Origin of the sequence: Streptomyces lasiicapitis, from assembly GCF_014646335.1 — a bacterium.
GTDB classification, from domain to species: Bacteria; Actinomycetota; Actinomycetes; order Streptomycetales; family Streptomycetaceae; genus Streptomyces; species Streptomyces lasiicapitis.
This window is the reverse complement of record NZ_BMNG01000001.1, coordinates 97,971-119,065: the sequence shown is the minus strand read 5'-3', so window position 1 is coordinate 119,065 and position 21,095 is coordinate 97,971. Positions and strand designations below refer to the sequence as shown.

General features: G+C 71.3%; 19 protein-coding genes. 8 read left to right on the top strand and 11 right to left on the bottom strand.

Annotation, left to right across the window (positions count from 1 at the left end; genetic code table 11):
• Positions 1-196: 196 nt before the first annotated feature.
• On the top strand, positions 197-2,521 hold the full coding sequence (locus tag IEY91_RS00515) for an MMPL family transporter (RefSeq protein WP_189172425.1): 2,325 nt from the start codon (positions 197-199) through the stop codon (positions 2,519-2,521).
• A gap of 131 nt (positions 2,522-2,652) precedes the next feature.
• Here the strand turns inward: IEY91_RS00515 and IEY91_RS00510 are convergent, their stop codons facing one another.
• The 3 genes from IEY91_RS00510 to IEY91_RS00500 all read right to left on the bottom strand — a co-directional run bounded on the left by IEY91_RS00510 (position 2,653) and on the right by IEY91_RS00500 (position 6,621).
• Positions 2,653-4,530, bottom strand: coding sequence for a glycoside hydrolase family 18 chitinase (locus IEY91_RS00510; RefSeq protein ID WP_164320627.1), 1,878 nt, complete (start codon positions 4,528-4,530; stop codon positions 2,653-2,655).
• Positions 4,531-4,774: 244 nt separating this feature from the next.
• Complete coding sequence (locus tag IEY91_RS00505) at positions 4,775-5,425, bottom strand: response regulator (RefSeq protein WP_189172424.1); 651 nt, start codon at positions 5,423-5,425, stop codon at positions 4,775-4,777.
• Positions 5,422-6,621, bottom strand: coding sequence for a sensor histidine kinase (locus IEY91_RS00500; protein WP_164320623.1), 1,200 nt, complete (start codon positions 6,619-6,621; stop codon positions 5,422-5,424). Before IEY91_RS00500 ends, IEY91_RS00505 begins: the two co-directional genes overlap by 4 nt.
• 182 nt (positions 6,622-6,803) lie before the next feature.
• Between IEY91_RS00500 and IEY91_RS00495 the strand changes: the two genes are divergently transcribed.
• Positions 6,804-7,385 carry a hypothetical protein gene (locus tag IEY91_RS00495; protein ID WP_164320621.1) on the top strand — a complete coding sequence of 194 codons (582 nt, stop codon included), beginning with the start codon at positions 6,804-6,806 and terminating at the stop codon, positions 7,383-7,385.
• Positions 7,386-7,399: 14 nt separating this feature from the next.
• Here IEY91_RS00495 and IEY91_RS00490 read toward each other — a convergent pair whose 3' ends face one another.
• From IEY91_RS00490 to IEY91_RS00480, 3 genes are read right to left on the bottom strand one after another with little or no spacing between them, the layout of a single operon-like run.
• Positions 7,400-7,972 carry a cob(I)yrinic acid a,c-diamide adenosyltransferase gene (locus tag IEY91_RS00490; RefSeq protein WP_164320620.1) on the bottom strand — a complete coding sequence of 191 codons (573 nt, stop codon included), beginning with the start codon at positions 7,970-7,972 and terminating at the stop codon, positions 7,400-7,402.
• Positions 7,973-8,032: 60 nt separating this feature from the next.
• On the bottom strand, positions 8,033-8,782 hold the full coding sequence (locus IEY91_RS00485) for an ABC transporter permease (RefSeq protein ID WP_164320618.1): 750 nt from the start codon (positions 8,780-8,782) through the stop codon (positions 8,033-8,035).
• 38 nt (positions 8,783-8,820) lie between these two features.
• The gene (locus IEY91_RS00480) at positions 8,821-9,603 is read right to left on the bottom strand and encodes an ABC transporter ATP-binding protein (RefSeq protein ID WP_189172423.1); all 783 of its coding nucleotides are present in this window, start codon (positions 9,601-9,603) and stop codon (positions 8,821-8,823) included.
• Positions 9,604-9,683: 80 nt separating this feature from the next.
• Between IEY91_RS00480 and IEY91_RS00475 the strand changes: the two genes are divergently transcribed.
• The 4 genes from IEY91_RS00475 (at position 9,684) to IEY91_RS00460 (ending at position 14,798) form a co-directional block, all read left to right on the top strand.
• Positions 9,684-10,322: a TetR/AcrR family transcriptional regulator gene (locus IEY91_RS00475; protein WP_164320613.1), complete on the top strand. Its 639-nt coding sequence runs from the start codon at positions 9,684-9,686 to the stop codon at positions 10,320-10,322.
• A 203-nt stretch (positions 10,323-10,525) separates the two neighbouring features.
• Positions 10,526-11,374, top strand: a complete 849-nt coding sequence (locus tag IEY91_RS00470) for a 3-hydroxyacyl-CoA dehydrogenase family protein (RefSeq protein WP_164320611.1) — start codon at positions 10,526-10,528, stop codon at positions 11,372-11,374.
• Positions 11,375-11,546: 172 nt separating this feature from the next.
• Positions 11,547-11,870 carry an STAS domain-containing protein gene (locus IEY91_RS00465; RefSeq protein WP_030361223.1) on the top strand — a complete coding sequence of 108 codons (324 nt, stop codon included), beginning with the start codon at positions 11,547-11,549 and terminating at the stop codon, positions 11,868-11,870.
• Positions 11,871-12,116: 246 nt separating this feature from the next.
• Entirely contained in the window at positions 12,117-14,798 is a 2,682-nt protein-coding gene (locus IEY91_RS00460) for an ATP-binding protein (RefSeq protein WP_189172422.1), read from the top strand.
• Positions 14,799-14,906: 108 nt separating this feature from the next.
• Here the strand turns inward: IEY91_RS00460 and nucS are convergent, their stop codons facing one another.
• Positions 14,907-15,578 (bottom strand): endonuclease NucS, encoded by a 672-nt coding sequence (gene nucS, locus IEY91_RS00455; RefSeq protein WP_164320607.1) that lies wholly within the window; start codon positions 15,576-15,578, stop codon positions 14,907-14,909.
• A 257-nt stretch (positions 15,579-15,835) separates the two neighbouring features.
• On the opposite strand from nucS, the gene IEY91_RS00450 reads away from it, so the two are divergent.
• Positions 15,836-16,228: an SCO5389 family protein gene (locus tag IEY91_RS00450; protein ID WP_164320605.1), complete on the top strand. Its 393-nt coding sequence runs from the start codon at positions 15,836-15,838 to the stop codon at positions 16,226-16,228.
• Between the two features lie 111 nt (positions 16,229-16,339).
• Here IEY91_RS00450 and IEY91_RS00445 read toward each other — a convergent pair whose 3' ends face one another.
• Entirely contained in the window at positions 16,340-17,446 is a 1,107-nt protein-coding gene (locus tag IEY91_RS00445; RefSeq protein ID WP_164320603.1) for an LLM class flavin-dependent oxidoreductase, read from the bottom strand.
• 233 nt (positions 17,447-17,679) lie between these two features.
• On the opposite strand from IEY91_RS00445, the gene IEY91_RS00440 reads away from it, so the two are divergent.
• A complete protein-coding gene (locus IEY91_RS00440; RefSeq protein WP_164320601.1) occupies positions 17,680-18,021 on the top strand; it encodes an Rv1322 family protein in 342 nt (113 codons plus the stop codon).
• 33 nt (positions 18,022-18,054) lie between these two features.
• Here the strand turns inward: IEY91_RS00440 and IEY91_RS00435 are convergent, their stop codons facing one another.
• From IEY91_RS00435 to IEY91_RS00425, 3 genes are all read right to left on the bottom strand, one after another.
• Complete coding sequence (locus tag IEY91_RS00435; RefSeq protein ID WP_373287862.1) at positions 18,055-19,038, bottom strand: ABC transporter permease; 984 nt, start codon at positions 19,036-19,038, stop codon at positions 18,055-18,057.
• Positions 19,035-20,207, bottom strand: coding sequence for an ATP-binding cassette domain-containing protein (locus IEY91_RS00430; RefSeq protein ID WP_189172421.1), 1,173 nt, complete (start codon positions 20,205-20,207; stop codon positions 19,035-19,037). Before IEY91_RS00430 ends, IEY91_RS00435 begins: the two co-directional genes overlap by 4 nt.
• Before the next feature lie 114 nt (positions 20,208-20,321).
• Positions 20,322-21,092 (bottom strand): ABC transporter permease, encoded by a 771-nt coding sequence (locus IEY91_RS00425; protein WP_164320589.1) that lies wholly within the window; start codon positions 21,090-21,092, stop codon positions 20,322-20,324.
• Between the last annotated feature and the right edge of the window lie 3 nt (positions 21,093-21,095).

The window sequence follows — 21,095 nt, the reverse complement described above, 5'->3', positions numbered from 1 at the left end:
AGCCCGGGGGCGGGGCGTCGGCGTCCTCCCCCGGGTGGAGTTCGCGGCTAGGAGCTGGGTCCTGGTCGCGGCGGGTGCCAAGGCCCTGGTCCCGGGGCGGTTTCGTCGTCGCGGGCGACGAGTCGGCCCGGTCGCCGGTGATCTTCTGGAGGGGCCCGGTGGGACCGGGCCGACCACCCCACCGCCGGAGGAAACCGTGATCAGATCCCTGACAGCCCTGACCACCCGCCACGCCTGGAAATTCATCCTGCTCTGGACGCTGCTCGCCGCGGGCCTGTCCATTGTCGGTCAGTCCAAGATGCACAGCGTCACCCAGCCCGACGTCAGCAGCTTCCTGCCGAAGTCGTACGACTCCGCGGCCGCCATGGAGATAGCCGAGGACAAGTTCGGCGCGAAGCCCGACGACAACGCCGTCACCATGCTCGTCGGCCGCGACGACGGGAAGAAGCTCACCGTCGGCGACCGGCGGCACATCGACAAGATCGCCCGCGGTCTCGGTGAGCAGCGCCTGAAGATGCCCAACCCGGACGACCTGCCCTCGTTCATGCTGACGGACCACTCCCAGACCCCGGTCGTGAAGTCCGGTGCCACCGCGCCCGACGGCACGTTCCGGCTCCTGTCCGTCTCGCTCGACGGCAACCGGAACGACCCCGCGCTCCAGGACCTCTACCGGGACCTCCGCGACCACGCCGAGGACGAGTTCGCCCGCGCGGACCTGCGCACCGGCTTCACCGGCGGCATCGCGGACCTCGCCGACACCACCGAGGCCCAGGAGGACACCGAGAAACTGGTCGGCATCCTGACCTTCGGGCTCATCGTGCTCCTGAACGTCCTGGCCTTCCGCAGCGTCCTCGCCGCGATCCTGCCGCTGATCGCCGTGGTCCTCGTCGGCGGCGCCGCGACCGGCGCGGTGGTCGGCACGGCACTGCTCTTCGACTTCAAGCTCGACCCGTCGACGCCGTCCCTGATCACCGTGGTCCTGCTCGGCATCGGCATCGACTACTTCCTGTTCATGCTGTTCCGCTTCCGCGAACTGCTGCGCGCCGACCCGAACCCGAAGAAGAACGCCCGCGGCGTCGCGGCGGAGACCGCGGGCCGGGTCGGCGCGGCCATCACCTCGGCGGCGCTCACCATCGTGGCCGCCTTCGCCACGCTCGGGATCGCCAGCTTCGGGCAGTTCAAGGTGCTCGGCCCGGCCATCGCGGTGTGCGTCCTGGTGATGCTCGTCGCCAGCCTCACGTTCATTCCGGCGCTGCTCGCGGTGTCCGGGCGCGGCATGTTCTGGCCGTCGCGGGCGCTGCGCAAGGAGCCGAAGGCCGGGATGAGCGCGCGCCTCGGGGACCGCGTCGCGCGCCGTCCGTTCCTGTTCGTGGCCGCCAGCGTGGGTCTGCTCTGCGCGCTCAGCGCGGGCGCCCTCGGCATGCGGATGGACTACGGCACCGACTCGGGGCCCGACGACACCCCCGCCGCGGTGACGGCGAAGGAGATATCCCGCGCGCTGCCCGGCGGGGTGGCGAGCCCGCACACCGTGTACGTGGCGGCGGCCGACGGCAAGGGCGCGACCGACGGCAAGGGCGCCGGACGCGACGTACGCATCGACGCATCGGGTCTCAAGGGCCTGACCAAGGAGCTGAAGGCCGTCAAGGGCGTCGGCCGGGTCGCCGAGCCCGTGCTCAACGACCGGCACACGGCCGCCAAGGTCGACTTCTATCTGAACGTCGACGTGAACTCGCAGCGCGCCCGTGACCTGGTGTCCGACGAGGTGCGGCCCCTGGTCGTGAAGCAGGCGCCGCCGGGGACCGAGGCCCATGTGTCCGGCCAGGCCGCGATCTTCGCGGATGTGTCCGAGGCGGTGTCGAAGGACCTCAAGGTGGTGTTCCCGGTGGCCGCCGGGCTGATCGCCCTGATCCTGGTGGCCCTGCTGCGCAGCCTGCTCGCGCCGATGGTCCTGATGCTCGCCATCGGGCTCGGCTTCACGGCGACGCTCGGGTCCGGGGTGCTCGTGTTCCAGCACGTCCTGGACCGGCCGGGGGTGTCGTTCACGCTGCCGCTGGTGCTCTTCCTGTTCGTCGTCGCGCTGGGCACCGACTACAACATCCTGATCAGCGACCGCATCCGGGAGGAGATGGGGCGCTCCGGATCGGCCCGCCAGGCGGTGGCCGCCGCGGTGCGGCACACGGCTCCGGCCATCGTCACCGCGGGCGTCGTCCTCGCGGGCTCGTTCGCCAGCCTCGCCGTGAACCCGTCCCCGGGCACCCAGGAGATCGGCCTCGTCACCGCTCTCGGCATCGGCCTGTCCTCGCTGGTCCTGTCGATCGTCCTTGTGCCCGCGGTGGTGGCGATGCTCGGCCGGGCGACCTGGTGGCCGTCGAAGTCGGGCCGGAGGAAGGGTGGTCGCGGCGGCGGACACCGCGCGCCTCGCACTCCTGAGTACGCGCAGTACGAGCCGTACGCGCCGTACGACCCCTACACGCCCGCCACCTGGCAGCAGCCGCACGATTCGGAGCCGCTCCGCCGCTGACGGCCCGCGAGCCCCGCGCCGAGGAAGCGCGGGAGACGGCGAAGAAGCCGGGGAGACAGGGGGCGTTCCTGTCTCCCCGGCTTCGTTCAGGGGAAGTCCCGGCTTCGTTCAGGGGGTCGTGCGGCCGGGGGCTACTTCAGGCCCTCGTGGATCGCGTTCGCCAGCTCTCCGTTCGCGGTGTCGCCGCTGAACTCCCAGAAGAAGGCGCCGCCGAGACCCTGTTCCTTCGCCCAGGCCATCTTGGCGCGGACGGTCGCCGGGGTGTCGTACGACCACCAGTTGCTGCCGCAGTGCGCGTACGCGGTGCCCGCGACCGTGCCGTTGGACGGGCAGGAGTTCTTCAGGACCTTGTAGTCCTCGATGCCCGCCTCGTACGTGCCCGGCGCGGCCCCGGTGGCCGTGCCGCCCGGTTCCTTCTGCGTGACGCCCGTCCAGCCGCGGCCGTAGAAGCCGATGCCGAGCAGGAGCTTCTTGGCCGGTACGCCCTTGGCCTTCAGCTTGTTGATCGCCGCCGCGGAGTTGAAGCCGGCCTTGGGGATGCCGGGGTAGTCGGTGAGCGGCGAGTGCGGGGCGGTCGGGCCCTTGGCGTCCCAGGCGCCGAAGAAGTCGTACGTCATCACGTTGTACCAGTCGGCGTACTGCGAGGCGCCGCCGTAGTCGGCCGCGTCGATCTTGCCGCCGGAGGAGCCGTCGGCGGTGATGGCCGCGGTGACGAGGTTGTTCGCGCCGAACTTGTTCCGGAACGCCTGCATCATCGTCTTCATCACGGCCGGGCCGCTGGTGTCACAGGTCAGCCCGCAGGCGTTGGGGTACTCCCAGTCCAGGTCGATGCCGTCGAAGACGTCGGCCCAGCGCGGGTCCTCGACCAGCTTGTAGCAGGAGTCCGCGAACGCCTCGGGGTTCTTCATGGCGTCGGTGAAGCCGCCGGACCAGGTCCAGCCGCCGAACGACCAGAGGACCTTGAGGTTCGGGTTCTTGGCCTTCAGCTTGCGGAGCTGGTTGAAGTTGCCGCGCAGCGGCTGGTCCCAGGTGTCGGCGACGCCGTCGACGGACTGGTCGGCGGTGTACGCCTTGTCGTAGTCGGCGTAGGCGTCACCGATGGTGCACTTGCCGCCCTGGACGTTGCCGAACGCGTAGTTGATGTGCGTGATCTTCTCGGCGGAGCCGGAGGACGCGATGTTCTTCACGTGGTAATTGCGCTGGTAGACACCCCAGTTGGTGAAGTACCCGAGCTTCACCTTGTCGCCGGGGCCGGGGTCCGTGCCGCCGCCTGTGGTGCGCACCTTCACGGAGCCGCTGGCGGGCCCGGTCTGGTCGGCGGTGTCGCGGGCCTGGACGCTGTACGAGTAGTCGGTGCCCTTGGTGAGCCCGGAGTCGGCGTACGAAGTGCCGGTGACCGTCGCGACCTTGGAGCCGTCGCGCAGCACGTCGTAGTTCTTGATGCCCTTGTCGTCGGTGGCCGCCTTCCAGTCCAGCTTCACCGAGGTGTCGGTGATGCCGGACGCGGTCGGGGTGCCGGGCGCGGAGGGCGCGCTGTCGCCGGGCTGGCCGCCGCCGTCACAACTCTCGCCGTTCAGGAGGCAGTTGGACGGGGAGCCGGGGCCCGAGCCGTTGAAGCCGAAGGAGACGGTGGCCCCCGGCGCGAGCGAGCCGTTCCAGCCGAGGTTCTTCGCCGTCCACTTGTCGCCCGAGTTGGTGACGGTCGCGTCCCAGGCCGAGGTCACCTTGGTGCCGGAGGGGAAGTCCCACACGACGGTCCAGGAGCTGAGCGCGGTGGTGCCGGTGTTCTTGATCGTCCACTTGCCCTCGAAGCCGGTGCCCCAGTCCTGGGTCTTGGTGTACGTGGCGGTGGCCGAAGCGGCGGCCTTCGGCGCGGACTGCGCGCTCTTCGGCGCGGTGTCCGGGGCCGCCTCGGCGTTGCCGCCGAGTGCGACGAGCGTGGCGACGGGGAGCAGCAGAGTGGTGAGCCCGGCTGTCAGCCGATGTCTTGACCTGTGTCCGACGCGCAAGGGGTGCTCCTCGGGTGAGTTCCGGGGGTGGGGGTGGAACCCTGCGACGCCCGTGAGCACGATGTGTGTGTCCTGTGCCTGACATGTGCCCACCGCAGTGCCGTGAGAATAGAAAGGTCTGGACCAACGGTCAAGGGGACCCGGGCCCCTGGGCCTTGAGCAGTGAAGTCCCCCCGCATGGGGCGCCGTTGATCGCCGCTTCGCGGCTCGTCCTCAAACGCCGGACGGGCTATTCCCCATCTCCCTAGACTCCGAGCTCCTGGGCCAGCACCGCCGCCTGAACCCTGCTCCGCAGTTCCAACTTGCCCAGCAAGCGGCTCACATGGGTCTTCACCGTCGCCTCCGCCATGTCCAAGCGACCAGCGATCTCCGCGTTGGAGAGGCCCTCGCCCAGGCACGACAGGACCTCGCGTTCGCGGCGCGTGAGGGTGTCGAGGACGGCGGGATCCACCGTGCTGCCCTGGCGCGGGGTGCGCCTCGGCGTGGCGAACTCGGCGATCAGGCGGCGGGTGACCGCGGGGGCGATCAGCCCCTCGCCGCGCGCGACCGTGCGCACCGCCTCAAGCAGGTCCCTCGCCTCCGTGTTCTTCAGCAGGAACCCGGACGCGCCCGCGCGCAGCGCCCCGAAGACGTACTCGTCGAGGTCGAACGTGGTCAGCACGAGCACGTCGGCGAGCTGCTCGGACACCACCTGGCGGGTCGCCGAGACGCCGTCGAGGCGCGGCATCTGCACGTCCATGAGGACCAGGTCGGGCCGCAGCTCCCGGGCGAGGGCCACCGCCTGCTCGCCGTCGGCGGCCTCCCCGACGACCTCCATGTCGGGCGCGCTGCGCAGGATCAGGACCAGGCCCGCCCGCACGGCGGACTGGTCCTCGGCGACGAGCACACGGATCATTCGGGGACTCCTTGGTCCTTGGGGTCGATGGGCAGGTGGGCCTCCACCCGCCACACCTTGGCGCCGGGCACGTCCGGATGCGCCTCGGGGCCGGACTCGAAGGTCCCGCCGAGCAGCGCGGCCCGCTCCTCCATGCCGACGAGACCGGCGCCGGACCCGGGTGCGCGCGGCCCACGGACCTCGCCGAACGGGCTGGTGACACGCACCCGGAGCCCGTCGGGCTCCCGGGCGAGGGCCACGGTGACCCGACCGCGCGCGGCGTGCTTGAGGGCGTTGGTGAGGGACTCCTGGACGATGCGGTACGCGGCCAGCTCGACCGGCGCGGGCAGGGGGGCGTCGTCCGGGGGGCGGGTGTCGTCGAGGCGGACGTCGAGGCCGTTGGTGCGGGCGTTCTCGGCGAGGGCGCCGAGGCCGTCGAGGGTGGGGGCGGCGGCCGGTTCCAGGTCGCCGCTGGAGTCGCGCAGGATGCCGATGAGGCGGCGCATCTCGGCGAGGCCCTCGACGCTGTTCTCCCGGATGACGGTGAGTGCGTCCTTCGTCGTGCGCGGGTCGTCCAGGGAGAGCGCGGCCGTGGAGTGGATGGCGATGGCCGACAGATGGTTGGCGACCATGTCGTGCAGTTCGCGGGCCATCCGCGAGCGCTCGGCGGTGACGGCCTGCGCGCGGTCCTTCTCGGCGAGCAGCGCGGTCTGCTCGGCGCGCAGCCTGGCCAGGTCGGCGGCTTCCCGGTGGTTCCGTACGAGGACGCCCGTGGTCGCGGGTGCGAACGCCACGAGCGCGGTCACGGCGCCCACGAGGATCGCGTCCGCCTGCTGGAACCAGGCCAGGAAGCCGACGGTCACCGCCACCGTGATCAGGCCCATCGTCACCGGGATGCGCCGGGCCGCGGCGGGAGTGCCGAACACCACGGCCGCGTACACGAGGTCCGTGAACATCACGATCGTCGCGAGGCTCCCGGTCGTGAACTGGTCGGCGATCAGCGCGAAGGTGCCGACGGTCAGTGCGAACTGCGGCGCCGTGCGACGCGTCAGCTCCAGGCACGCCATGACGAACAGCGGCACCAGCGACCAGGCGGGGCCGAGCAGCCGGGACTGCATCGTGATGCCGAGCGCGTACAGACCGAGACCGCTGACCAGGCTGACCACACAGATGCGGACGTCGACGACGTCCGGGCGGCGGGGGAGCGGCAGCGGCATGACTCCATCCAACACGGCCCGGCGCGCCCCGGCCTCCCTATGCCGGGTGAAGCCCCGGTACATCGAAGGATGCAGTCGCACGTCGTCACTCGCGACGACGATCCGGGGCGCCACCGGCGGGAGCCTGGAGAGGTGACCACGAGGAACAGGGCCGTCAGGGCCGGTGTCAGGAGGAACGAGCCGTGATCGTCACGTTGATCATCATCTGCGAGGTCGGCTTCTGGGTGCTGCTCGCCGCCGGTCTCGCCACCCGCTATCTGCTGAAGATGCCGCGCCTGGGCATGGCGATCCTGCTGTGCGAGCCGCTCCTGGAACTCCTGCTGCTCGTCGTCACCGCCCTCGACCTCAAGAACGGCGCCGACCCGAGCTGGAAGCACGGCCTGGCCGCCGTCTACATCGGCTACACCGTCGGCCACGGCCACCGCACCGTCAAATGGCTCGACGGCCACGCGGCCCACCGCTTCAACGGCACGCCGGTGCCGCGCCCGCCGCGCTACGGCTGGGCCCGCGCCCGGCACGAGGGCAAGGCCTGGCTCGGCTCGGTCGTCGCGGCGGCGGTCGCCTCAGGCCTGCTGCTGCTCGCCATGTGGTACGTCGACGACCCGAGCCGCACGTCGTCCCTGGAGTCGTATATGCACATCGCGTGGCGCGCGGCCGGCATCCACGGTCTGGTCGCGCTGAGCTACACCGTGTTCCAGAAGAAGGGTCCGGGCACCGGCGCGGGAGAGCGGGACGAGCGGCCGCACGACCTGACCAAGGTCTAGCGACAGCTACAGCGTCAGCGTTCGCCGCCCGGCACCCACAGCACGTCTCCGACCTCCTTGTTCGCCGTACGGGCGAGAATGAACAGGAGGTCGGAGAGGCGGTTGAGGTAGGTCGCGGTGAGCGCGTTCATGCTGTCGCCGTGTACGTCGAGCGCCGCCCAGGTGGACCGCTCGGCCCGCCGCACCACCGTGCAGGCCTGGTGCAGCAGGGCCGCCCCCGGCGTACCGCCCGGCAGGATGAAGCTGCGCAGCTTCTCCAGGTCCTCGTTGAAGGCGTCGCAGTCCGCCTCCAGCTTGTCGACGTAGGACTGCTCGACGCGCAGCGGCGGGTACTTCGGGTCCTCGACGACGGGCGTGCACAGGTCGGCGCCCACGTCGAAGAGGTCGTTCTGGACCCGGGTGAGGACCTTCACGACCGCCGCGTCGAGGCCGCCGAGCGCGACGGCCGTGCCGATGGCGGCGTTGGCCTCGTTGGCGTCCGCGTACGCGGAGATCCGGAGGTCGGTCTTGGCGGTCCGGCTCATGTCGCCGAGGGCCGTGGTGCCCTGGTCGCCGGTCCGTGTGTAGATGCGCGTCAGATTGACCATGCGGCCAGCGTAGTGAGCGGCCCCGGGGCCCGCGCACCCGCTCCGGCCGGGCCCCTGGGGTCAGGTCCCGGCGTCCCGGTAGACCCGGGTCCCGACGGCCACCGCGAGCACCGCGAAGCCCACGGCCACCAGCACCCCGTACAGCATCGTCGTGGTCGCGTACTCACCCACGTACGCGTCGCGCACCGCGTCCACGAGATAGCGGAACGGCATGAAGTGCGAGAGCACGTCGAGCCAGCCGGGCGCGAGCGCCATCGGCAGCATCAGGCCGGACAGGAGCATGGACGGCATGGCGAGCGCGTTGACCATCGGGCCGAACGCCTGCGGGGTGGGGACCTTCAGCGCGAGGGCGTACGAGAGGGAGGCGAGCGCACACGTCAGCAGGGCCACGAAGGCGAAGCCGACCAGGATCCCGGCGAGCGGCGCGCGCAGCCCCATCGCCAGCGCGGCGAGCACCAGCAGCACCGACTGGAAGACGAAGAGCGCGGCGTCCCGAAGGAGGCGCCCGAGCAGCAGCGCGAGCCGGCTCGCCGGCGTCACGCGCAGCCGGTCCACCACCCCCCAGCTGTTCTCCAGGATGAGCGCGAAGCCGCTGAACGAGGCGCCGAACAGGCTGAGTTGGAGCAGCAGGCCCGGCACCAGGATCTGCCAGGAGTCGCCGCGCGAACCGAGCGGCATGTCGGTGAGCAGCGGCCCGAAGAAGAGCAGATAGAGCAGCGGCATCAGCGCGCCGAAGAGCATCTGGAACTTGGAGCGCAGGGTCTGGCGGGCATAGCGCCGGAACAGCAGCGCGGTGTCGTGGAGCAGCATGGCGGTTTCCTGGTGTTGTGGTGCCCTGGAAAGGGGCGTCAGACGGCGACGGGCGTGGTGTCGACGGGGGCCGGGGCGCGCCCGGTGAGGGCGAGGAAGGCGTCCTGGAGCGAGGCGTCGGGCGATCCGGCGTACCGCTCCTTGAGTGCGGCCGGGGTGCCCTCGGCGGCGACCACGCCCTTGTCCACGACGACGATGCGGTCCGCGAGCGCGTCGGCCTCGTCCAGGTAGTGGGTGGTGAGGAAGACGGTCGTGCCGTGGGTGTCGCGCAGTCGCCGCACCAGCTTCCACAGGTCGGCGCGGCTGCCCGGGTCGAGCCCGGTCGTCGGCTCGTCCAGGAAGAGCACTTCGGGGCGGTGGGTGAGGCCGAGGGCGATGTCGAGCCTGCGCCGCTGGCCGCCGGAGAGGGCCGCGGTCTTGCGGTCGAGCAGCTCGGTGAGGCCGAGGTCGGCCGCCAACTTGGCGGCGCGGGCGGTCGCTTCGGCCTTCGTCAGGCCGTAGAGCCGCCCCTGGACGACGAGTTCGTCGCGCACGGTCTCCTGCGGGTCGACGCCGCCGGACTGGGCGACGTACCCGATCTTCTTCCGTACGGCCGCCGGGTTCTGGCGCAGGTCGACGCCCGCGACGGTGGCGGCGCCGCCGGTGGGCGGGAGCAGGGTGGTGAGCATCCGCAGCGTGGTGGTCTTGCCCGCGCCGTTGGGGCCGAGGAAGCCGAGGATCTCGCCGGGGGCGACGGTCAGGTCGATGCCGCGGACGGCCTCCACGGGGCCCGCTTTCGAGGAGAAGGTCTTGGCCAGTCCGGCCGTACTGATGATTGCCATGGAGACCACAAAAACAGAGTCACTGAAATTTTGCAATGAGCCCAAGTTTTCATCGAGCCCAGCGAAGTTACGATGAGGGCATGGCTGAGGGACTGAGGGAGCGCAAGAAGCGGCAGACCAAGCAGCGGATCTCGGACATCGCGACGGGTCTGTTCCTGGAACACGGCTTCGTCACGGTGACCATCGCGGAGATCGCGGACGCCGCCGACGTCTCCGTGAACACGGTCTACAACTACTTTCCGGCCAAGGAGGACCTGTTCCTCGACCGCGGCGCGGAGGTCGTCGACCGGCTCTCGCGGTGGGTGCGCGGCCGGCCGGTGGGGGAGTCGTGCGCCGCCGCGGTGCTGCGCGAGCTGCGCGCCCAGGTCGAGGGCGTCTCGCCCGCCGTCGGGCTCTTCGAGGGGTACGCCGACTTCATGAAGGTCATCACCGACTCGCCCGCCCTGCGCTCCCGCCTCTGGGCCATCCAGCAGGAGAGCCTCGCGGACCTGGAGACCACCCTGCGCGCGGAGGCGGGCCCCGTCCCCGGCCGGCTCCCCGAACTCGTCGCCGGACAGCTCAACTGGGTGAACGCCACGGTCTTCGGCTGGATCGGCGAGGAGATGAGCAAGCGCCGCCCCACCGACGAGGTCTCCCGCGAAGCCCTCGACCTCATCGACGAGACGGAGGAACTCCTCGGCGAGAAGGTCCTCAACTACGGGATCCGCACGGCCACATGACGCCCTGACTCCCTGTGCCGAGCCTTCCCGGGACCCTCCCGGGACCCCTCCCGCGCCCCTGCCTGTGTGATGTCCGTCAAATGGGACGTGGCGTGCGTCTCTTCGCCGCCCCACGGCCGCTCACGAGCGCTAATGTCCGCTCAAGAGCGAAACGTAAACAGCGTGTAAGCGCTCGGTCGTACGCAGGTAAGGGGAGTCGTAACGTGGCACGGAAGCTTGCTGTCATCGGAGCCGGACTCATGGGGTCCGGCATCGCCCAGGTCTCCGCCCAGGCGGGCTGGGACGTCGTCCTGCGCGACGTCACGGACGAAGCGCTGACCCGGGGCACCGACGGCATCAAGGCCTCGTACGAGAAGTTCGTCAGCAAGGGCAAACTCGCCGCCGCCGACGCCGAAGCCGCGCTCGGCCGCATCACCACCACCACCGACCTGGACGCCGCCGCCGACGCGGACGTCGTGGTCGAGGCCGTGTTCGAGAAGCTCGAGGTCAAGCACGAGATCTTCCGCGCGCTCGACAAGCTCGTGCGCGACGACGCCGTGCTCGCCTCCAACACCTCCGCCATCCCGATCACCAAGATCGCGGCCGTGACGGACCGTCCGGAGCGCGTCGTCGGCGCCCACTTCTTCTCGCCCGTCCCGATGATGCAGCTCTGCGAACTCGTCCGCGGCTACAAGACGAGCGACGAAACCCTCGCCACCACCCGCGAGTTCGCCGAGTCCGTCGGCAAGACCTGCGTCGTCGTCAACCGCGACGTCGCCGGCTTCGTCACCACCCGGCTCATCTCGGCGCTCGTCGTCGAGGCCGCCAAGCTGTACGAGTCGGGCGTCGCCAGCGCCGAGGACATCGACATCGCCTGCAAGCTCGGCTTCGGCCACGCCATGGGCCCGCTCGCGACCGCCGACCTCACCGGCGTCGACATCCTGCTGCACGCCACCGAGAACATCTACACCGAGTCCCAGGACGAGAAGTTCGCCCCTCCGGAGCTGATGCGCCGGATGGTTGACGCCGGTGACATCGGACGCAAGAGCGGGCAGGGCTTCTACAAGCACTGACCCCTCATACCGACACCTGTGCGCTCCCGGGATCACCCCTCGGAGTGAATTCGGTATCGGTTCGCTTACAGACGGCAACTTCCGTACCCGGGCGGCAGTCAGTTGCTGTGACATACACAGACGCCTCGCGGCACAGGCGCCACATACGACACCGCACTCTTGGGGAGCGCATATGCACATCAGGGGCGACCAGGCCCAGCTGGTCGTCGGGGGACGCCTCGACGTACGCAGCGCGGCGGACGCCCGTACGGTCCTGCACTCGGCCGTCGACGACGGCGCCGGCGACCTGGTGCTCGACCTGTCCGAACTCGACTCGTGGGACGCCACGGGACTCGGCGTCATCATGGGCGCCCACCGGCGCGCCGGACGCTGCGGACGCCGCCTCGTCCTGCGCGGCGTGCCCCCACAGATGCAGCGCCTCCTCGTCGCCACCCGGCTGCACCGCATCCTCGCCATCGAAGGCGGCATCGGGGTCGAATCGCTCCCGCGCGTGTAGCCAGGGGAACCGGGGAAACCCGGCACGAATCCCTCCCGCGCTCGTAACCGCGCACAATCCTCACGAGACTGTGACGTCTCGGGCCGGGCGGTACCCCGCCCTCCGCATAGATACTGAAGACGGTTTAGGGTTCGGTCGCCTGCCGATAGACGAACCCACGCGGGGGGCACCGGACCAGAAGCGACAGCGCGGTGTGCCCAAGGCCGGAGGGGGCTTCGCACACGACGCATCTGGGGGGCTAGGACCATGGACCCGATGAACACGGGACCGGACGAGTACGGCCACGACGGTGACGGCCGCGAAGACGCGAGCCTCGACCGCGAGGGCACCGACGACGGCACGGCACGCGGATCCGTTTCCGGCGAGGCGCACGAATCCCGCCCGCCGCACGACGCCGCCCCGCCCGGCCCGCAGGGTCCGCCGGGCCTCGGCGCCCCGGCCGGCGCCGACTTCGGGCCACCCGCCGTCGCCCGCACCGTACAAGTGGTGTCCGGCGACTTCCTGCTCACCGTGAACCCCATAGACGGCAGCGAGATAGAGCCCTGCCCGCCCGGAGAACAGCCCGGACGCCCGCGGAAGCACTCCGCCGCCGAGCGCGCCGAACGCCGCCGCGCCGCCCTGCCGCCCGTGCCGCCGGGCCCCGCCCTGCCCCGCCTGCCCCTGCTCGAACGGCAGGAGGAACGCGAACGCCTGGTGCGGCTGCTCGCCCGCGGACGCTCCGTACGCCTCACCGGACCCGCCGGATCCGGCCGTACCGCGCTGCTCGCCGCCGTCGCCGATGACTGCGCGGACCTCGCCCCCGACGGCGTCGTCCGCCTCAGCGGCTACCACCGCACGGTCAACGACCTGCTGTACGACCTCTTCGCCACCGTCTACGACGCGCCACTGCACCGGCCCGACGCGACGCTGCTGCGCGAACTGCTCCGCGACGTCGGCGCCGTAGTCGTCCTCGACGACCTGGAATTCGGCGGCGCCGCCCTCGAAGAGCTCCTCGACGCCACTCCCGAGTGCGCCTTCGTCGTGGCCGCGACGCCCGACGTCGCCGCGCCCTCGCCCGAGTCCCACCTCGAAGAGGTCTTCCTCGGCGGGCTCGGCCGCGGCGGCGGCCTCGAACTCCTGGAGCGCGTCGTCGGCCGCGTGCTCACCGACGACGAGGCCAACTGGGCCGGCGACCTGTGGTTCGAGTCCGAGGGCCTGCCGCTGCGCTTCGTCCAGGCGGGCGCCCTGCTGCGCCAGCGCGACCGGCTGCGCGCCGACCCGACGGCCTTCGACGACTACGGCTACTACGAAGGTCCCGGCGCCACCGCGTACGACGCCCCCTTCGACGCCGCCGACGGGCACGACGTGCCGCTGCCGTCCCTCGCCGACGGCGCCGCGCCCGCGGCCCTGCTCGCCTCCCGGCTCAGCGCGTCCGCGCGCGCCGCGCTCCGCTTCGCCGTCGCGCTCGGCGGGGAACTGCCGCACCCGGCCCACCTGCCCGCGCTCGTCGGCGACACCCACGCCGACGCCGCGCTCGCCGAACTGGTCGACTGCGCCCTGGTCACCCCCGTCGGCGGCCACTACCGGCTCGCCGCCGGGGTGCGCACCCAGCTGGAGAGCGCCGGATACGCCGACGACGCCGCCGCGAACGCCCACTCCGCCGCCCGGCACTATGCCTGGTGGTCCGGGCACCCCTCGGTGGGCCCCGAACGCGTCGCCGCCGAGGCCGACACCGCGCTCGCCGCGCTCACCGCGCTCATCAACGGGCCGGGCGCCGGGGCCGACGCCGACACCGGCGGCACCGAGCCGTCCGCCGCGGTGCTGCTCGCCCGCACCGTCGCGCCCGCCCTCGCCGGCGGACTGAACTGGGGCGCCTGGGAGCGGGCCCTCAGGTCCGGCCAGGAGTCCTCGCGCACCTCCGGCGAGGTAGCCGAAGAGGCCTACTTCCACCACGAGTTGGGCATCCTCGCGCTCTGCGCGGGCCGCCTCGACCGGGCCCGCGCCGAACTGGAGGCGTCCATCGGCCTGCGCGGCGCCCTCGCCGACAAGCGCGGCATGATCGCGGGCCGCAGGGCGCTCGCCCTGGTCGCCGACCGCTCCGGCGGCGTGCTGCCCGTCGGCGGCCAGGCCACGGCGGGCGAGGAAGTGCCCGACGCGCGCTACGAGGAGTCGGCGTCGCCGCCCGGCGGCATCCCCGCCGCGTTCGCCGGGGTCGGGCTGCCCGCGCCGCCGCCCGAGCCCGACACCCTGGTGACCCGGCAGGCCGGCTCCGCGGGGCCCGCTGCGGGCGCCGGTGCGGCGACCGCGCCCACCCGGCGCTCGATCGTGCGGGGCACGCGCCGCAACCTGGCCGCGGCCGGGGCGGGCGCACTGCTCGTCGCGGTCCTCGGCACCGTGGTGACGCTCGGCGCGACCTCCGACAAGGACGAAGGTCCGCCCGACCGGGTGCGCACCGACCAGTCGGCGAGCGCGGACGACGAGGGCGGCGACCTCGGCGCCGACAAGCCGGACAAGGACTCCACGGCCCGCCCGGCCGACCCGGGCAAGGACGGCGTGCCCGGCACCTCGGACGACCCGACGCCGAGCACCGGCGCGTCGCCCTCGGAGTCCGACGACCCCAAGGACCCGTCGGACAAGCCCAGCGGCAAGCCGTCGGACAAGCCGAGCGACAAGCCGACCAAGCCGACGGACAAGCCCACCAAGCCGACGGACAAGCCGACCAAGCCCACGAAGCCGCCGACGAAGCCCCCCACGACTCCGCCGACGACCCCGCCCACCACCCCGCCGACGACGCCTCCGCCGACCACCCCGACGACGCCGACGACCCCGCCGGACACGTCCAACTCGGCCAGCGGCCCGGCGTCGAGCCCGGCGAACAGCGCTTCGGCGTCGGGCGGGACACCGGGCTCGCCGAGCGGATCCGGCTCGGAATCGACGCCGGTGGTCTGACGCGTCGTACGCCGTCGTACGACGCAGAGGTGACGCGCCTACGCGAAAGGGGCCGGATTCCCTGAGGAATCCGGCCCCTTTCGGCTACGTACGGTGGGGGACGCGCGCTCAGAACAGGCGCAGCTTGTCGTCCTCGATGCCGCGCATCGCGTCGTAGTCGAGGACGGCGCAGCCGATGCCACGGTCGGTGGCGAGCACGCGGGCCTGCGGCTTGATCTCCTGGGCGGCGAAGATGCCCTTGACCGGCGCGAGGTGCGGGTCGCGGTTCAACAGCTCCAGGTAGCGGGTGAGTTGCTCGACGCCGTCGATCTCGCCGCGGCGCTTGATCTCGACGGCGACCGTCTGCCCGTCGGCGTCGCGGCAGAGGATGTCGACCGGGCCGATCGCTGTCATGTACTCGCGGCGGATCAGTGAATAGCCCTCGCCGAGGGTCTCGATCCGGTCAGCGAGCAGTTCCTGAAGGTGTGCTTCCACGCCGTCCTTGATGAGGCCCGGATCCACCCCCAGTTCGTGCGAGGAGTCATGGAGGACTTCCTCCATGGTGATGATGAGCTTCTCGCCCGCCTTGTTGATGACGGTCCACACTCCGGCGTCGTCGTCCGTGCCCTCCTTCAGGGTGCACGGCGGTGACATCCAGTTGAGGGGCTTGTAGGCCCGGTCGTCAGCGTGAATGGAGACGCTGCCGTCCGCCTTGACGAGGATCAGGCGGGGGGCCGACGGGAGATGGGCGGTGAGCCTGCCCGCGTAGTCCACGGAGCAGCGGGCGATGACGAGACGCATGGTCGGCAACGCTACTCGACGCGGGGTGGTCCAGCGAATTCCGTGGGTTGCGCGCGGCTCCGGAGGCGCTGTGGGCCGCACCACTTGTCCATCGATGGACACGTTCGATCCTGGCCGGTTATGCGCCCAATCTCCTGGTGCGCTCACGGGGCGTTGCCTACCGTATAAGCAGGAGGTCGTCGCGCGTGCACGCTGCGTATGCGAGCTCCTTCCCTGTCCGTAAGCCCCTGCTCCCTGGGGGTGCGAGAGGAGAACCCATGTCGCTCGACGTCTCACCGGCACTGTTGGAACAGGCCGAGCGAGGCGAGGTCGACGAAGCAGCTTTCGTCGACTGCGTCCGGACCTCCCTGCCTTACGCGTGGGAGATGATCAGCTCCCTGGTGGCCCAGTTGAAGGTCGACGGCGGTGAGTTCGCCGACAACCAGACACCGCCGCCGGACGAGCAGGCGCGCGGCCAGTTGCTGCGCGCGCTCGCGAGTGACGCGATTCGCGGCACCCTGCAGCGCCACTTCGGGGTACGTCTGGCGTTCCAGAACTGCCACCGTGTGGCGGTGTTCCCGTTGGATGGCTCCGCGGACGACAGGCTGGCCAAGTTCACTTCGATCCGTGGCCAGTTGCTGAACCAGTCGCCCGAACTACGGGACTGCTGACGCCAGTTGCTGCCGCTCCGTACGCGGGAGGTGTTTCAGTACCGGGGCGGCAGCCCCTCGTGCGGCGTTCTTCACTCGTTCGGGTCGACGGCAAGTCCCGTCAAACCCGGGTTACTTGAGCTGAGTCAGTACTTCCGCGCCCAGTCGGCGTACGTTCTCCTCCGTGGTCGCCAGGTCGCCCGAGCCCTCCACCAGGAGCGCGAAGCGTGTGATGCCCGTGCGCTCCGATGTCGCCGAGAGCCGGTCCACGCACACCTGTGGTGTCCCCACCGGGTGGATGCCGCAGAGCAGTTCCGTGTACCCGAGCGGGTCGCGCATGGCGCGGACGCGGCCGTCGACCGTGACGTGCGCGTCCAGGCCGTAGCGCAGCCAGCCCGGCATGGCCTTGGTGAGCGTTTCGGCCGCCTCCACCCGGCGGTCGGCGATCTGCACCACCCCGGCCGAGACGTGCGCGGCCTGCGCCACCTCGTCCGGCGTGCGCCCGGCGGCGCGCGCGTGCCTGCTCCACAACGCCACCATTTCGGCCTTCTCCTCGTCGCCCACGTGCATGCCGAGAAGCATCGGCAGACCGCGGGCGGCGGCGAGCCGGACGCTCGACGGCGAGGTGCAGGCCACGACCACCTCGGGGCCGCAGGACGGCACGGGCCGCCCCGGCGCGGACCGCTCCGGCGGGGCGGGCAGGTCCGGGAACGGCGCGGGCGCCCCCGGCGGCGACGTCAGCGCCTCCTGCGGGCGCGGCACGACCGCCACGTCGCGGAAGGCGAACCGGCCCCCGGGCCCCGCCACCCGCGGCGCCCCGCTGAGCCAGCTGAGCAGCAGGTCGAGCGATTCCGGGAACCCCTTCTCGTACGCCTCGATGCCCGAGCCGAAGACCTCCAGGTCCACCCACGGCCCGCCGCGCCCCACGCCCAGCGAGAAGCGCCCGCCCGAGGTGAGGTGCAGCAGCGCGGCCTGCTCGCCGAGCGCCACCGGGTGGGCGGTGGGCAGCACGCTCACGGCGGTGCCGACGCGGATGCGGCGGGTGCGCCCGAGCAGCAGGGCCGCGAGCGTGATCGCGGAGGGACAGGTGCCGTACGGCACGAAGTGGTGTTCGGCGAGCCAGGCGGAGTCGAGCCCCGCTTCCTCGGCGATTTCGACGGAACGCACCGCGCGGTGCAGTGCTTCCCCATGGCCCTGGCCCGGGAACTGGGCGGCCAGCACAAAACTTCCTAAGCGCATCGAACTTCCTGCCTCCTTGGCGCCGACGCAGGCACTCCCCTACCGGCAACAACGCGTGACAAGTGCCAAGGGCACGGCTTGGCATGCAGATTGGCAGATTTTCTGCGCGGTGCAGGGGGGATCTGTGGGGGTTGGTGGAGGACGTCTACCCCTCTGTACGGTGCGTAGGCTGGGCTTGCGCCCGCCCGCGGGCGAGCCGCCCGCCCGCTCACCAAGACCTCGTGAGGTGTCCCGTGTCGCCGCGTCGTAACCGCCCCAAGGGCGCCGGAGATCCAAGGCCGGGCCAAGGTCCCCAGGAGGCGGAGCCGTCCGGCCGCTACGGCGGCTTCCAGCGCGTCGAGAGCTGGCAGGGCGAGGAGTGGAGCGTACGCCACGTGGCGGGCGCGAGCGAGGTCGGCAAGACCTACCGCTGCCCGGGCTGCGACCAGGAGATCCCCTCCGGGCGCGCGCACGTGGTCGCCTGGCCCGAGCACTCGGGCGTGGACGAGCGCAGGCACTGGCACACGGCGTGCTGGAGCGCGAAGGACCGCCGCACCACGAGGGTGCAGCGGTCCCGTAACGCGCCGAGGTACTAGCCCCCGGCGGGTCCTTCGGTGCTCAGCCGGTGCTCAGACGTCGCGCTTCTCCAGGAGGGCGAAGGCGCCGACGACCGCGGCGGCCGTGAGGACGATGAGCAGCACCAGCTGCGACGTCCCCGTGGCGCTGTCGAAGTCGTCGATCTGGAAGATCTTGGCGAGCGAGTTGATGGCGTTGTAGTCGGCCATCTTCTCGCCGAGCTTCTGGGTGCTGTCCCAGATGCCCAGGAAGCCCGGCAGGATCGCCGGTACGAGGACCACGCCGAGCATCGTCGTGATCGCGCCGGCGGAGTGGCGCAGCATCGAGCCGACGGCGAGCGCGAGCACGCCGAGCAGCGAGACGTACAGGGCGCCCTTGAAGACAGTGCCGCCCCACGGGATGTCGCCCGCCTCCGGGCCGCTGTGCGCGCCCGACGCCATCAGGCCCACGAGCAGGATCGAGCCCGCGGACGCGACGAAGGCGACCGTGAAGAAGATCAGGATCTTCGCCGCGAGGACGCGGTGGCGCTGCGGCGAGGCGGTGAAGGTGGTGCGGATCATGCCGGTGCCGTACTCGGACGAGGTCACCAGGACGCCCAGCGTGATCAGGCAGATCTGGCCGAGCATCAGGCCGAAGAACGCCGGAACGGTGAACGGCACGTCCTGGTAGTCGTCGGACTGCGTGTTCGCGACCGCGAGCAGGCCGATGCCGATGACCAGGATCAGGAAGATGCTCAGCGTCCACACCGTGGAGCGGACCGACTTGATCTTGGTCCACTCGGAGGTGAGGGCGTGGCCGAGGTTGGTCCTCTTGACCGGGATCGGCGAGGTGTAGGCGTTGCTCATCGCCTGCTGCCAGGCCGACGGCGGGGCCGGGGCGGCGGGAGCGGGCGGCGCGGCGGGCGCCGTCGCCGGGGGGCCCTGGGGCGCGGCCACGGCGCCCGCGTAGGCCTGCTGGGGCTGCGGGGCCTGGGTGTGCGGGGCCTGGGGCTGCTGGGGCTGTGCCTGCGGCTGCTGCGGAGTCGGAGGCGTGGTCATCGGGATTCCTCGCTGCGCTTCGTCATCTCGGGGGAGGGGGCTGCGGCCGGGGCCTGGGGGGCCGCGGCGTACGGGTTCGCGTCACCGGGGGCGGGCGCGGCGGGCGCGCCCTGCGGCATCGCGAAGGGCTGGCCGCCCTGCTGGGGCGGCGGCGGGGCGTACCAGCCGTGCTGGCCCTGGCCGGGCACCGGGAGCTGCGGCTGCGGCACCGCGCCGGGCGGGAGCTGCTGCTGCAGGCCCGCGCGCTGGTCGGTCGTCGAGCGGTAGTCGACGGCGCCCTGCGTCATGCGCATGTACGCCTCTTCCAGCGAGGCCTGGTGCGGCGAGAGCTCCCACAGGCGGACGTCCGCGCCGTGCGCGAGGTCGCTGATGCGGGGCAGCGGCAGGCCGGTGACGCGCAGCCCGCCGTCCTGCTCGGGCAGCACCTGGCCGCCGGCCTCGGTGAGTGCGGCGGTCAGCTTCTCGCGCTGCTGCGGGTCGGTGTCGGGGGTGCGCACCCGTGCGAAGTCCGCGGAGTTCGCCGAGATGAAGTCCCCGACGCTCATGTCGGCGAGCAGCTGGCCGCGGCCGATCACGATGAGGTGCTCGGCGGTGAGGGCCATCTCGCTCATCAGGTGCGAGGAGACGAAGACGGTGCGGCCCTCCGCCGCGAGGGACTTCATCAGGTTGCGCACCCAGAGGATGCCCTCGGGGTCGAGGCCGTTGACCGGCTCGTCGAAGAGCAGCACCTGGGGGTCGCCGAGCAGCGCCGCGGCGATGCCGAGCCGCTGGCCCATGCCGAGCGAGAAGCCCTTGGAGCGCTTCCTCGCCACCTCCTGGAGGCCGACGACGCCGAGCACCTCGTCCACGCGCCGGGCCGGGATGCCGGAGAGCTGCGCGAGGCACAGCAGGTGGTTGCGGGCGTGCCGGCCGCCGTGCACCGCCTTGGCGTCGAGCAGCGCGCCGACCTGGCGGGGCGCGTTCGGCAGCTTGCGGTACGGGTAGCCGCCGATCGTCACCTGCCCGTGCGAAGGCGCGTCGAGCCCGAGGATCATCCGCATCGTCGTCGACTTGCCGGACCCGTTCGGGCCCAGGAAGCCGGTCACGGTGCCGGGCCGGACCTGGAAGGAAAGGTTGTACACGGCTGTCTTGGCGCCATAGCGCTTCGTCAGGCCGACTGCCTCGATCATTCTCCGCACCCATCGAATGGTTCAGGACGTCGGGGCACACGCCCCCGTAAGGGTTAGGAGGATATCTGTGAGCTGACGGTTCCAGCCAAGTCCAGGTAAAACTTCGCCCTTCGTCTACGCGTCCCGCTTCTTAAGTAGTACGTAGCCGCCGATCACCGCCACCGCCGTCCACGCCACCATGATGCCGAGGCCGCCCCACGGGCCGTACGGAGTGTCGTCGTCGAACGGCGTCTTCACCTGCATGATCTTGCTGCCGGCCTGGTCGGGCAGGAAGCGGCCGACCTTCTTCGTCGCCGAGACGTTGCCGAGGATGTTGGAGATCAGGAAGAAGAACGGCATCAGGATGCCGAGCGAGAGCATCGGGCTGCGCAGCATCGCGGCGACGCCCATGGAGAACATCGCGATCAGCGTCATGTAGAGCCCGCCGCCGATGACGGCCCGCAGCACGCCCGGGTCGCCGATCTGCGCCTTGTACTCGCCGAGCATCGCCTGGCCGACGAAGAACGAGATGAAGCTGGTGGCGAGGCCGACCACGAACGCGAGCACCGTGGCGACCGCGATCTTGCTGAACAGGAAGGTCGCCCGCTGCGGGACGGCCGCGAGCGACGTACGGATCATGCCGGTGCTGTACTCGTTGGAGACCACCAGGACGCCGAAGACGATCATCGCGAGCTGGCCGAGGGACATCCCGGCGAAGCTGATGAACGTCGGGTCGAAGGTGATCTTGTCCTCGCGGCTGAGGTTGTCGTAGTCGTTCTTCGACAGGATGCTGATCAGCAGCCCGAGGGCGATGGTGACGACGGCGGCGAGGCCGAGCGTCCAGATGGTCGAGGAGACCGAGCGGATCTTGGTCCACTCCGACCTCAGTACCTGCGTCGCGGCCATGGT

Bases quoted from the DNA above. Each gene is read 5' to 3' on its own strand.
- IEY91_RS00505 (WP_189172424.1), bottom strand. From the start codon at position 5,425: ATGATCCGTGTGCTCGTCGCCGAGGACCAGTCCGCCGTGCGGGCGGGC.
- IEY91_RS00500 (WP_164320623.1), bottom strand. From the start codon at position 6,621: ATGCCGCTGCCGCTCCCCCGCCGCCCGGACGTCGTCGACGTCCGCATC.
- IEY91_RS00490 (WP_164320620.1), bottom strand. From the start codon at position 7,972: ATGGTCAATCTGACGCGCATCTACACACGGACCGGCGACCAGGGCACC.
- IEY91_RS00485 (WP_164320618.1), bottom strand. From the start codon at position 8,782: ATGCTGCTCCACGACACCGCGCTGCTGTTCCGGCGCTATGCCCGCCAG.
- IEY91_RS00480 (WP_189172423.1), bottom strand. From the start codon at position 9,603: ATGGCAATCATCAGTACGGCCGGACTGGCCAAGACCTTCTCCTCGAAA.
- IEY91_RS00475 (WP_164320613.1), top strand. From the start codon at position 9,684: ATGGCTGAGGGACTGAGGGAGCGCAAGAAGCGGCAGACCAAGCAGCGG.
- IEY91_RS00465 (WP_030361223.1), top strand. From the start codon at position 11,547: ATGCACATCAGGGGCGACCAGGCCCAGCTGGTCGTCGGGGGACGCCTC.
- IEY91_RS00460 (WP_189172422.1), top strand. From the start codon at position 12,117: ATGGACCCGATGAACACGGGACCGGACGAGTACGGCCACGACGGTGAC.
- nucS (WP_164320607.1), bottom strand. From the start codon at position 15,578: ATGCGTCTCGTCATCGCCCGCTGCTCCGTGGACTACGCGGGCAGGCTC.
- IEY91_RS00450 (WP_164320605.1), top strand. From the start codon at position 15,836: ATGTCGCTCGACGTCTCACCGGCACTGTTGGAACAGGCCGAGCGAGGC.
- IEY91_RS00445 (WP_164320603.1), bottom strand. From the start codon at position 17,446: ATGCGCTTAGGAAGTTTTGTGCTGGCCGCCCAGTTCCCGGGCCAGGGC.
- IEY91_RS00435 (WP_373287862.1), bottom strand. From the start codon at position 19,038: ATGACCACGCCTCCGACTCCGCAGCAGCCGCAGGCACAGCCCCAGCAG.
- IEY91_RS00430 (WP_189172421.1), bottom strand. From the start codon at position 20,207: ATGATCGAGGCAGTCGGCCTGACGAAGCGCTATGGCGCCAAGACAGCC.
- IEY91_RS00425 (WP_164320589.1), bottom strand. From the start codon at position 21,092: ATGGCCGCGACGCAGGTACTGAGGTCGGAGTGGACCAAGATCCGCTCG.